Origin of the sequence: Roseateles chitinivorans, assembly GCF_050632235.1 — a bacterium.
GTDB classification, from domain to species: Bacteria; Pseudomonadota; Gammaproteobacteria; order Burkholderiales; family Burkholderiaceae_C; genus Roseateles; species Roseateles chitinivorans_A.
The window spans coordinates 4,470,852-4,482,447 of record NZ_CP192584.1 but is presented as its reverse complement, the minus strand read 5'-3'; the positions used below and the strand labels follow the sequence as shown (position 1 = coordinate 4,482,447).

At 71.4% G+C, this 11,596-nt stretch carries 10 protein-coding genes; 3 read left to right on the top strand and 7 right to left on the bottom strand.

Annotated features, from left to right (window positions below; all coding sequences use genetic code 11):
• Positions 1 to 61: 61 nt before the first annotated feature.
• From ACQ859_RS20335 to ACQ859_RS20310, 6 genes are all read right to left on the bottom strand, one after another.
• The gene (locus ACQ859_RS20335) at positions 62 to 850 is read right to left on the bottom strand and encodes a sensor histidine kinase (protein ID WP_431262474.1); all 789 of its coding nucleotides are present in this window, start codon (positions 848 to 850) and stop codon (positions 62 to 64) included.
• 196 nt (positions 851 to 1,046) lie between these two features.
• On the bottom strand, positions 1,047 to 1,658 hold the full coding sequence (locus ACQ859_RS20330) for a hypothetical protein (RefSeq protein WP_431262473.1): 612 nt from the start codon (positions 1,656 to 1,658) through the stop codon (positions 1,047 to 1,049).
• Entirely contained in the window at positions 1,655 to 2,584 is a 930-nt protein-coding gene (locus ACQ859_RS20325; RefSeq protein ID WP_431262472.1) for a DUF2272 domain-containing protein, read from the bottom strand. Before ACQ859_RS20325 ends, ACQ859_RS20330 begins: the two co-directional genes overlap by 4 nt.
• A gap of 209 nt (positions 2,585 to 2,793) precedes the next feature.
• Positions 2,794 to 3,672, bottom strand: coding sequence for an aliphatic sulfonate ABC transporter substrate-binding protein (locus tag ACQ859_RS20320; protein ID WP_431266610.1), 879 nt, complete (start codon positions 3,670 to 3,672; stop codon positions 2,794 to 2,796).
• Positions 3,673 to 3,862: 190 nt separating this feature from the next.
• Positions 3,863 to 5,239: an LLM class flavin-dependent oxidoreductase gene (locus tag ACQ859_RS20315; protein WP_431262471.1), complete on the bottom strand. Its 1,377-nt coding sequence runs from the start codon at positions 5,237 to 5,239 to the stop codon at positions 3,863 to 3,865.
• A gap of 51 nt (positions 5,240 to 5,290) precedes the next feature.
• Positions 5,291 to 7,573, bottom strand: a complete 2,283-nt coding sequence (locus tag ACQ859_RS20310; protein WP_431262470.1) for a TonB-dependent receptor — start codon at positions 7,571 to 7,573, stop codon at positions 5,291 to 5,293.
• A gap of 144 nt (positions 7,574 to 7,717) precedes the next feature.
• Here ACQ859_RS20310 and ACQ859_RS20305 point away from each other — a divergent pair, with 144 nt between their 5' ends.
• Positions 7,718 to 8,737: a LacI family DNA-binding transcriptional regulator gene (locus tag ACQ859_RS20305; RefSeq protein ID WP_431262469.1), complete on the top strand. Its 1,020-nt coding sequence runs from the start codon at positions 7,718 to 7,720 to the stop codon at positions 8,735 to 8,737.
• A 54-nt stretch (positions 8,738 to 8,791) separates the two neighbouring features.
• On the opposite strand, the gene ACQ859_RS20300 is transcribed toward ACQ859_RS20305, so the two are convergent.
• Positions 8,792 to 9,421 carry a nitroreductase family protein gene (locus ACQ859_RS20300; RefSeq protein ID WP_431262468.1) on the bottom strand — a complete coding sequence of 210 codons (630 nt, stop codon included), beginning with the start codon at positions 9,419 to 9,421 and terminating at the stop codon, positions 8,792 to 8,794.
• A gap of 254 nt (positions 9,422 to 9,675) precedes the next feature.
• Between ACQ859_RS20300 and ACQ859_RS20295 the strand changes: the two genes are divergently transcribed.
• Together ACQ859_RS20295 and ACQ859_RS20290 are read left to right on the top strand one after the other, a co-directional pair.
• Entirely contained in the window at positions 9,676 to 10,710 is a 1,035-nt protein-coding gene (locus ACQ859_RS20295) for a Gfo/Idh/MocA family protein (protein ID WP_431262467.1), read from the top strand.
• Complete coding sequence (locus ACQ859_RS20290) at positions 10,707 to 11,567, top strand: LysR substrate-binding domain-containing protein (protein WP_431262466.1); 861 nt, start codon at positions 10,707 to 10,709, stop codon at positions 11,565 to 11,567. The genes ACQ859_RS20295 and ACQ859_RS20290 overlap by 4 nt, the downstream gene beginning before the upstream one ends.
• Positions 11,568 to 11,596 lie beyond the last annotated feature (29 nt).

Sequence of the window (11,596 nt, the reverse complement as noted above, 5' to 3'; positions counted from 1 at the left end):
AGGGCGCCGGCTCACGTTGGATCAGGCCGGATCACGCCGGCTCACGTCGGACCGCGTGGGATCACGCGGGTTGGCGGGGAATGGCGTCGGGATCCAGCGGGATGAGCAGCGTCGCGCAGGTGCCGCGGCCCGGCTCGGAGCGCAGCACCAGCGCGCCGCCCAGCGCCTGCAGCTGCGCCCGCGCGCCGCCCAGGCCCAGTCCGCGCGCGTCGGACTCCAGCGGACCGCTCGGGAACCCGCATCCGTCGTCGCGCACGCGCACGCTCAGCCAGCCGGCCTCGACCTTGGGCACGATGTCGACGCGGGTGGCCGAGGCGTGCTTCTGGACGTTCAGGCAGAGCTCCCGGACCACGCGGCAGGCCACTGTCCGCTGCACGGCCGGAATCTCGGCCGTGCCCGGCGCCGCCATCGCGCTGCCGTCGACCCGGATCTCCAGCGGGCCGAGCAGGGCCAGCTCGGCCGTCAGCGCCTCCAGCGCCGCCTGCAGGTCGCCGTGCCAGTCCGGCGGCGCGAGCGCGAAGGTGAGCGTGCGGACCGAGCGCGACAGCTCGCCCAGCAGCGCCGTGACCTGCGCCAGCCCCGGGTCGTCGCCGACCGGCTCCGTCCGGCCCTGGGTCCATTCGCCGAAGGCCAGCCGCAGCCGCACGATCAGGCTGCCGACCTGGTCGTGCAGCAGCTGCGCGACGCGCTCGCGCTCCCGCTGCTCGGCATCGGCGTGGGCTTCCGCAAGCGTCATCTGCAGGCGGGTCAGCCGCTCGATCCGGTGCTCGCGGCTGAGCCGGGAGGTCGGGCCGGAGACCCGCGGACGGGCCGCGGGCGGGGAATGGGGACGGTGCGGGGTGAGGTTCATGCGAGCTCCCTGTGCGCCTGGACGGCGTCGTCGTGTGGGTACCGACCCTCGGGGGATCGGTGCCGCAGACGGTAGGCGGCGGCGCCTTCCGCGACCTTCCGGAAACCTTCCGGAGACCCGCCCCGGGGACGGGAAGCCCCGGAAACAGGCGCTTGCGGGGACCTCGGCGCGCTTGGGGCGCATGGCGTCGGCGCGGTCATGCGCGGGGGCAGTGGGGCCGCTCGTGGGGCGTGGCGCGGCTGAGGTCGTAGCAGGATTTCAGGAAATCGATGTTGGCGCCCAGGTCCGGCAGCGGGCGTCCGATGCCTTTCCAGTGCTCGGCGAGCGCCCGGCGCAACGGGTCCACGGCGGCCATGTAGTCGTCCGGGAAGGGGATGACCTCGTAGACCAGCGGGAACTCGATGTACTCCAGCTTCACGAGCGCGCCGAGCTGCTCATAGTGGAAATGGACCGCGGCGAAGTCCTCCATGTCCTGGCTCAGGTAGAGGTCCTCCCCCGAGCCCGCCCGGCGGATCAGTTCCTGGGCATTCGGCCCGATCTCGGGCAGCAGCTCGCGCTGGAAGGCCCGGGCGCGCAGCCGGATGCGCTCGTCGCGTTCCAGCAGGTGGGCGACGTGCTGCAGCGACTGCAACCGCTCGGTCAGGTTGGCGCGCTTGCTGTCGTCGACCCACTCGACCAGTTGGGTCACCGAGATCAGCACGCCGACGATGACGCTCAGCCCCGTCGCCACCCCCACCGCCCCCTGCCAGTAGTTGAGGACCGCCGCGCGGCGGTCGCGCGGCGGCGCGGCCTCGTCGGACGCGCTCAAGGCGGCACTCCCTTCTGCCGGAGCAGGACGGTCCAGGCGCGGTCCGGCGTCGGGACCAGCCGGCCGCCGGCATCCAGTGGCGCGCGCGTCCAGCTGACGCTCTCGCTGATGTTGCCGCCGATGGCGCCCAGCTCCAGGCCGTCCACCTGCACGACCAGGTCGCAGTGCCAGGTCCAGATGCGGGTGCGTTGCGCGCGGGGCAGGGCGGTCCACTGGGCGAAAGTGGCCGGCGCGTCGGGCTGCGCGTCCCGCGGCGCGCAGATGAGGTCGCCCGCACGCGGCGGTGTGACGGCGGCATCGCGGGCCTCCAGACCCGGACGGCTGCCGTCCAGCGCGGCGCGGATGTAGTGCCAGTGCAGCTCGCTGGCCTCGAACTGGCGGTCGCCGAAACCGGCGTTGCGCATCAGCCAGGAAATGAAGACCGCGCTCCAGGGCTTCAGCGAGCCGTCGTCGAAACGGGTGCGCTGCAGCGGGTAGTCGGGGCCCTTCACGCCGATCCAGTACAGCAGCACGCGGGCGTGGAGGTAGGGCTCGGTTTCCTGGCGGCGCGGAATGTCGAGCCGGCGCTCGGTGAGGTGGGTGGTGGCGTCCCAGCGGCCGCCGCCCCAGAGTTCCCACTCCTGCAGCGCGAGGGCGATCAGGCGTTCGGTCGACGGCGCTGGCGGCGCCGTCTCGCCGCCCAGACCGGCGGTCGCGGCACCGGTCAGCCCGGCGTCCGGACCGGCGGGCGGGCGCTGCGGCTCGACTTCATAGACCGGCGCCGGATCGTCGAGCGGCCACGGCGGTGGCGCCGCGAGCGGCTTCGTCTGCGCGCAGCCTTGCAGCCAGAGCGCGACGAGCGCGAGCAGCACCAGCAGCGCGGCGTGCGAGAGGTCGCGGGGGAACGGATTCCGGTGGAACAGGCGCCGGGATGGACGCTGTGACATGGGGCCTCCTGCGCCGGAGATGGGGGCGCGGAAGGCTCATCGTCGGGGTGGTCCGAAGCTCATGGCATCGGAGGAAGGCTGAGCTTGCGGGTGGGGAAATCCGGAACCGTTTCCGGGGGCGCCGAAGCAGCACTATTTTTGACTGCGGAGTCCGCTGGCCCTCACCCCCACCCTCTCCCGCAAGCGGGAGAGGGAGTCGAGGTGTCGCGTCACAACCCCCAGAACGCGTCCTTCACCGTCACCTTCGCGGGAATGATCTTCTGCGCGAAGAAGGCATCGGCGATCTTCTGCTGGTCCGCCGCGATCGCCGCCGTCAGCGGCCGTGCGCCGTAGCGCAGGCGCTTCTGCAGTTGCAGCAGCTGCGCCTCCGGCACGCCGAAGAGCGGCGCCACCAGCTTCGCGCTCTCCTCGCGGTGCTCGTTGGCCCAGGCGCCGGCTTCCGCGAGCAGCGGGATCACCTGCTCGCGCAGCAGCGCGCCGTGCTCGGTGGCGAAGGCGCGGCGCGCCTCGTAGAAGCTCCACGGCGGCGTCTCGGGCGCGAGCGCGCTGAAGTCCGCCAGCACCCGCGCCTGTGTGGCCGCCTGCGCGAAGGTCAGGTAGGGATCCCAGACGACCCACGCGTCGATCGCGCCGCGCTCGAAGGCCGCGCGCGCGTCGGCCGGCGAAAGAAAGATCGGCTGCACATCGCGCAGCTGCAATCCCGCTTTGGCCAGCGAGGCCAGCAGCAGGTAGTGCGAGCTCGAGCCCTTCTGCAGCCCGACCCGGCGCCCCTTCAGATCCGCGACGCCGCGCAGCGGGCTGTCGGGTTTCACCAGGATGGCTTCGCTGTGCGGCTGGCCGGGCTCGGCGGCGATGTAGACGAAGTCGGTGCGCGCGGCCTGCGCGAAGATCGGCGGCGGCGCGCCCGTGACGCCGATGTCGACCGCGTCCACATTGAAGGCCTCCAGCAACTGCGGCCCCGCCGGAAACTCCAGCCAGACGACCTGCCAGCCAAGCGGGGTCAGTCGTTGCTCCAGCAGCCCGCGCACCTTCACGAGCGGCAGCAACCCGCCTTTCTGAAAACCCACCCGCAGCGTGCGCTTCGCCAGTTCCGTACGTTGCGTGCGCGCCGTTGACGCCGTGGGCTCAGCGCGCGCTGTGGTGGCGTTGCTCGGTCGGACTCCCTCTCCCGCTTGCGGGAGAGGGCGGGGTGAGGGTCAGCGGCCGCGGCAGTAGCATCCCTGCCGACGGCAATCGCCGTCGACAGCAGGGGCAGGGCGGCGAGCAGGGAACGACGCTTCATGAGGGTTCCTTGGAGAAGGATGGGGATGTCGTGTGAACGCGATGGACCGGCCGGGTCAGGCCGAGGTGCTCGCGCAGCGTCGATCCTTCGTACCGCGTGCGGAACAGCCCGCGCCGCTGCAGCTCCGGAACGAGCAGCCGCGTGATCGCTTCGAAGCCGGTCGGCAGCAGCGGCGGCATCAGGTTGAAGCCGTCGGCCGCGTCGTGCTCGAACCAGTCCTGCAGCACGTCGGCGACTTCGCTCACGCTGCCGATCACGGACAGATGGCCGCGACCGCCGGCGATCTTCATCGCGAGCTGGCCGAGCGTCAGCCCGCCGTCGCTCCCGAGCTGCGTCAGCAACTGCTGCCGGCTGCGCTGGCCGCTGTCGGTGAGCGGCAGTTCAGGCAGCGGCGCGTCCCAGTCGAGGCCGCGCAGGTCGATGTTGCCGATCATCCGCGACAGCAACCCGAGCGCCGTGTCGCGGTGGACGAGCGATTGCAGCTCGGCCTGCCGGTCTTCCGCCTCGGCCCGCGTCGGCGCGACGACGACGTAGGCGCCGGGCAGGATCTTCAGCGATTCGCGTGCGCGCCCGGCGGCTTGCGCCCGCGACTTCAAGTCGGCATAGAAAGCCTGCGCACGCTCGCGCGTCGGCTGCGCGGTGAAGACGAGTTCCGCGCTCGCGGCGGCGAGCTGCCGTCCCGGCTCGGATGCACCCGCCTGCACGATGACCGGCTGCCCCTGGGGCGAGCGCGGCACGTTCAGCGGACCGCGCACGCGGAAGTGTTCACCACGGTGGTCCAGCACATGACGCCGCGCCGGGTCGTAATAGAGACCGCGCCCCCGATCGTCGATCAGCGCGTCGTCATCCCAGCTGTCCCACAACCCCTGCACGACGTCGAGGAACTCCTCCGCCCGCCGATACCGGTCGCCGTGCGCAAGGTGCGCGTCGCGGCCGAAATTGCCAGCCTCGTTCGCGTTGTCCGAGGTGACCAGGTTCCAGCCCATGCGCCCGCCGCTGAGCTGGTCCAGCGACGCCAGCTGACGCGCCACCGTGTACGGCTCGTTGTAGCTGGTGGTCACCGTGCTGACGAGCCCGATGCGCGAGGTGCCCGCCGCCAGCGCGGACAGCAGCGTCAGTGGCTCGAAGCGCGAAGACCGCGACAGCCGCTCCGCGCCCGGGCCGTCCTCGGTCGCGACGGAGTCGGCCAGGAAGATCGCATCGAGGCAGGCGGCCTCGGCCTCACGTGCCAGGTGTTGATAGAGCGCCAGATCGATCCCGGCGCGAGGCGGCACATCGGAATGCCGCCATGCGGCGACATGATGGCCGGACTCCAGCAGGAACGCGCCGAGATGCATGCGGCGGCCCGCGCCGCGGGACGCCTCAGAAGTCATACCGCGCCTGCACGCCGAAGTAGCGCTGGTCGTCGCGCGGGACCCAGCGGTTCACGAAGGTACCGCCGCGGCCGAGGAAGGACGCATACGACTTGTCGAGCAGGTTCTTCGCCACCAGCGCGACCCCCAGCCCTGGCTGGGCTGCTGCAGCGCGATGCTGGCGTTCCAGATCCCGTACGCGCCCTGGATGGTGTCGGCGAACTGGCCGATGTCGTACTGCACGCGGCTCTGCCAGGCGTAGTCGCTGCCCAGCTCCAGCTGCCGTCCGCCCGCCAGCGGGAGGCGATAGCTCGCGCGCACCGCGCCTTTCCAGTCCGGCGAGAACGGCAGCGGCCTGCCGTTGACGTCGCAGCTCGCGGCCGCACCGACGGGGCAGTTGAACCGGTCGATGCGCGCATGCACGTAGGCCACCGACGCGGCGACGCTGAAGTCGCGCGTGACGCGCGCCTCGAGGTCGGCCTCCGCGCCGCGGCTGGTCACGTCGCCCGCGTTGATCAGCCGCGTGACCACGGTGCCGTCGACGGTGTCGAAGAAGTTGGCCTGGTAGTTGCGGTAGTCGGTGGAGAACACCGCCAGGTTGAGCCGCAGCCGGCGGTCCAGCCATTCCGACTTCAGGCCGGCCTCGACGCTGTTGGAGGTCTCCGGCTTCAGCGCCAGCGCGTCGCGCGCCAGCATGTTGAAGAACACGTTGAAGGCCGGTCCCTTGTAGCCGCGCGACCAGGTCAGGTAGGTGCTGAGGTCCTCGCTCACCGCGTACTGCAGGCCGACACGGCCGGAGCGCCCGATCGCCTGGGTATCGCCGCCGAGCGCCACCACGCCGTTCACGCCCGGGATGGCCCCGGCGAACTGCGCATCCGGCGTGCTGCGGGCGCGCTCGTGCGTGAAGTCCAGCCGGTCCTGCGTCCAGCGCGCGCCGGCCAGGACCGTCCACGCCGGCGTCACGTGCCAACGGCCTTCGCCGAACAGCGCGGTGCTGTGGCTGTCCGTTCCGTAATGCGACTCACCCCAGTCGGCGTAGGTGCCGATCGCGGTGACGCGTGCCACGTCGCGGCGGTAGATCTCCTTGTCGCGCGTGTGCATGGTGAAGAGCCCCGCGACGTAATCGACCGGCAGCCCGAAGGTCGAGCCCTGCGGCGAGGCGATGCGGATCTCCTGGGACAGCTGCTCGAAGTCCACGACGCCGCGGTCGTGCGATTGCGGCAGCCCGGCGGCCGGCGCGGCCAGGCGATCGCCGTCCTGCACCTGCGTGTTGTCCCAGCCGCGCCAGCCGGTGATGGCGGTCAGCTGATGGCCGGCGGGCAGCTTGCGCTCGTAGCTCAGCGACGCGCCGCGGTTGCGGTCGTTGACGGTGGTCGCGAGGTTGGTGTTGATGCGGCGGTTGTCGTCGCTCGCCACCACTGGTCCGAGCGCCGTCGCGAAGGCGGGGAAGTCCGTCACCGCACCCGATGGATAGGCGATGAGCCGCGTGCGCGTCACGACGCCGGTGGGGATGTCGTCCTTGGACTTCAGGTAGTCCGCGGTCAGCGCGAGCTTGCTCAGCGCGTCGATGTCCCAGTCCACGCGCGCCCGCACGCCGCGCTTGTCGTAGCCGTTGACGCGGCTGCCGTCCTGCACGTTGGTGACGTTGCCGTCGTAGCGGGCGCCCAGCGCCGTCAGCGAGGCGCGCACGCCGGCGCCGAGCGGGCCCGAGATGCCGCCGCGCAGCCGGGTCTCGTTGCCGCCGCCGTAGTGGCTGACGTCGAGGAAACGCTCCAGCTGCGAGGCCGGCGCGCGGCTGACGATGTTGACCACGCCGGCCGATGCGTTCTTCCCGAACAGCGTGCCCTGCGGGCCGCGCAGCACCTCGACGCGCTGCACGTCGAGCAGGTCCAGCGTGCTCTGGCCGGGGCGGGCGAGCGGCACGCCGTCGATGACGGTGGACACGGTGGGCTCGACGCCCGGCGAGGTCGAGATCGTGCCGACGCCGCGCACGAACAGCGAGGTGTCCTTGTTGGACGCGCCGGTGCGGAAGTTGAGGCTGGGCACTGCGGCGGCCAGGCTGCCGAGGGTGTTGCGGTTGGCGTTCTCCAGCGTCTCGCCGTCCAGCACCGACACGGCGACCGGCACGCGCTGCAGCGACTCGCTGCGCTTGGCGGCGGTGACGGTCACGGCGGGGAGGGCGTTCGGCGCGGCGTCGGACGCCGCGGCATCCGGCGCCGTGGCGGCGGCCTGCTGCCCGAGCGCCTGGTCCGCGGCCATCGCGCACAGCAGGCTGCAGGCGGCAGCGAGCACGCGGTGATGCCGGTCGGGTCGGCGCCGGACAGGGCGGGGCAGGTCGTTGGTCGGGCGGCGCATGGCGATCTCCGTTTTCCTCAGAAGCGTTTGATGTGGCCAACAAGCTGTTAGCGCTAACATGATTCGCATCATCCGAATCGGCGCCGAGTCGCGTCAAAGACCAAAAGATGATTTCCTTAAACGGTTTCCGTACTGGAGCCGCCGATGCGTAAGCGCAAGACCACGCAGCGCACCACGCTGATGGACGTGGCGGCGGAGGCGGGTGTTTCCGCGATCACGGTGTCGCGCTTCTTCAACGAGCCGCATCGCGTCGGCGCGGAAGCGGCCGCGCGCGTGAAGGCCGCCGTCGACGCGCTCGACTACGTGCCCAACCTCGCGGCCGGCGGGCTGGCGTCGGCGCAGAGCCGCGTCGTGGCGATGGTGGTGCCCAACATCTCCGGGCCGATCTTTGCGCACACGCTGGAGGCGCTGTCTGACGGGCTGGCGGCGGCGGGATATCAGCTGCTGCTCGCGTCGAGCTACTTCTCGAAGGAGAACGAGGAACGCGCGGTGCGCGCCTTCCTCGGCTGGCGGCCGGCCGCGCTGGTGCTCACGAGCCGGCATCACAGCGCCGCGACCGAGCGTCTGATCGAGGCGACGCAGGTCCCGGTCATCGAGACCTGGGAGCTGACGCCGCGCCGGCCGACGCTGCAGATCGGGTTCTCGCACCGGCAGGTGGGACGTGATGCGGCGACGCATCTGTGGGCGCGCGGGTATCGGAAGCTGGCGTTCGTGCACAACAGCGCGGCGGGCGACCTGAGCGCGCAGGAGCGGCACGACGGCTTCGCCGAGGCGCTGCGCGAGCTTGGCCATCGCGGCGATCCGGTGGCCATCCGCCCCGTCGCGCCCGCACCGATGGACGCGGGCGCCGAAGCGCTCCGTGCGCTGGTGGCGCGCAAGCGGCAGCGGCCGGACGCGGTGTTCTTCGCCAACGACAACCTGGCCTGCGGCGCGCTGCTGGCGGCGCAGCGCGAAGGCTGGTCGGTGCCGGGTGACGTGGCGGTGTTCGGTTTCGGCGACTACGCGTTCGCCGACAAGCTGCTGCCCAGCCTCAGCACGATCCGACCGCCAGCCCGCCAGATCGGCGAGCACGCGGCGGCGCATGTGCTCAAGCTGGTGGCCGGGGAGCAGCCGGAGCGCCTCACGGCGCTGCAGTGCGAGGTGATCGCGCGCGAGAGCGCGTGATCCTGTGAGCGGGCAACGACCAGGCGGGGTCAGTCGCTGCCGCCTCGGTCCCGCTCAATCGAACGGGAAGTGACCTTCCGCCGCGATCGCGCTCAGCGGCAGGCGCGTGTTGGGCTGCTCGCGCGCCTGCAGCGCCTCGGGCAGCACGGCCTTGTCGCCGCGGCGGCCCAGCGCCACGATGACCTGCGGCGTGTAGTCCTCGGGGATGCTCAGCGACTCGCGGGCCCGCTGGCGGTCGAAGCCGCCGATGCTGTGCGCATGCCATCCCGACAGCGAGGCCTGCAGCGCCAGATGCGACCAGGCGGCGCCGGCGTCGAAGGCGTGGGTGGCGTTGGGCTCCAGCGCGGACTTGCCCGGCGGCAGCCAGCGCTGCTGCGACACGACCAGCACCAACGCCGACGCGCGGTGCGCCCAGCTCTGGTTGGTGACGCTGAGCGTCTCGAACAGCGTGGCCCAGGCGGGCGTGCCAGCCAGGGCATACACGAAGCGCCACGGCTGCACGTTGTAGCCGGACGGCGCCCAGCGCGCGGCTTCGAGGAAGCGCAGCAGCGTGGCGGTGTCCAGCGACTCGCCGGTGAAGGCGCGCGGCGACCAGCGGTTCAGGAACAGCGGATCGATCGGGTGGTCGGCTTCCCGCGCGTGGGGAAGGTCGGCGGGCACGGCGGTGGACAGGACTTGGGACATGGCGAGACTCCTGATGGCGGAATGGGCCGGACCTTGGCATGCCGTACGCCGGTACGCCACGCAGAAAGCCGCATAAGCAACTGCGGATCGCCGCCGCATCCGCATTCGAATCCGCGTCCGCGTCCGCGTCCGCATCCGCACCGGGACCGTTTAGCTTTCCTCAAGCCCCCCGGCGGAATTAATCGTTTGTCGCGGGGCAGGGCGATCCATAGAGTGCCTGCTCATCGACGCCCATCATTTCCTCCGGACTCCTCATGCCCGCTTCGCTCGCCCAACGCCCCGACCGTACCGCCTCCCTCGGCTTCGGCATCCTCAGCACCGGATCCATCGCCAATCACTTCGCCGAGCAGGTGAAGGGCTCGTCGACGCTGCACGTCGCCGCCGTGGCGAGCCGGACCCAGGCCGCCGCTGAAGCCTTCGCGGAGAAACACGGCATCGCCCACGCGCACGGGTCGTACGCGGCGCTGCTCGAGGACGAATCGGTCCAGGTCGTCTACATCGGCCTGCCCAACAGCCTGCACACCGAGTGGTGCCTGCGCGCGCTCGAAGCCGGCAAGCACGTGCTGTGCGAGAAGCCGCTGACCGGCTCGCCGCAGGAGGCGCGGCTGATCCACCAGACGGCCCAGCGGCTGGGGCTGCATGTCGCGGAGGCCTATCCCTACCGGGCGCAGCCGCAGACCGTCGAGATGCTGCGCCTCCTCGAGTCCGGCGAACTGGGCCGGCCGCTGTCCATCCAGGCCAGCTTCGGCTTCAAGCTGGAGAACCCCGACGACATCCGGCTCGATCCGGCGCTCGCCGGCGGGGCGCTGATGGATGCGGGCGCCTATCCGCTCAGCCTGGTCCGCGCGATCGCGGGCGCCTATCCGGAGCAGGTCCAGGCCTTCAAGCGGCAGGGGCCGCGCGGCACCGACACCGCCGTCATCGCCAACCTGGCCTTCCGGGGCGGGCTGATGGCGCAGATCTCGTGCAGCTTCCACGCGGCGGCGCACCGCTACGCCGTGATCGCCTGCGAGGGCGGCGTGATCGAGACCAGCTATTCCAACAGCACGCCCGGCAACCAGCCGGCGACCTTGCGCATCAAGCGCGGCAGCGGCTTCGGCGCCAGCGTCGAGACCGTCTCCCTGCCGGCGGTGGACGCCTTCCGCGTCGAGGCCGAGTCCTTCGTCGAGCAGGTCCTCACCGGCAAGCCGTGGATCGGCGTTTCCTCGCACGAGTCGGTGGACGTGGCGGCGCTGCTTGAGCATATTGCGCAGGTGGCCGTCGACGTCGACGGCAGGAGCTTCGGATGATCCTGGACCTGGTGGCGCTCCGGACGCTGCTCGCGGCGGTTGACCTCAAGGGGTTCGGCCGCGCGGCGGAGCGCGTGAACCGATCCCCCGGCGCGGTGAGCCTGCAGATCAAGGCGCTGGAGGAGCGGCTCGACCTGAAGCTGTTCCGCAAGGTCGGCCGGCAGCAGGTGCTGACCGATGAAGGCGAGGTGCTGGTGGGCTACGCGCGCCGGCTGCTCGCCTTGAACGACGAGGCGATGGTGGCGCTGCACCAGCTCAATCCCTGCTGCGAGATTCTCTTCGGCATGCCGCAGGACGTCGCGGACAGCCTGCTGCCGACGACGCTGGCGCGTTTCCGCGAGGCGCATCCGGGCACCAAGGTGCGGGTGAACGTGGACCTGAACGATCGCGTGCTCGACGAGCTCGAAGCGGGGCAACTCGACCTCGGCCTGGTCTTCCGTCCGGCGGACGAGCGCGATCCGGCCGCGATCGCGACCTTGCCGATGCGCTGGTACGCGGCGCCCGGGTTCACACCTGACCCCGCGGCGCCGTTGCCGCTGCTGGTGTCGGACGCGCCGTGCCTGTTCCGGCAGACGGCGATGGAGGCGCTGGACACGGCGGGCCGCGCCTGGCGCCCGGCGATGTCGACGACCAGCCTCTCCGCGCTGTGGGCGGCGGCTCGGGCGGGACTGGGCGTGCTGCCGCGCGTGGCGCTTCAATCGCCCGCCGGCCTCCAGGCCGCGGACGAGGCGATGGGACTGCCGCCGTTGCCTGAACTGTCGCTCTGCCTGGTCAAGGATGCGTTCCGCGTACGGCCGACGGTAGCGCGGCTGGCGGCGATCTCGAAAGAGGTAGCGATCGAGACCTCCTTGACCTAAATCAAGGAAATCCGCGCAAGTTGGGCGCA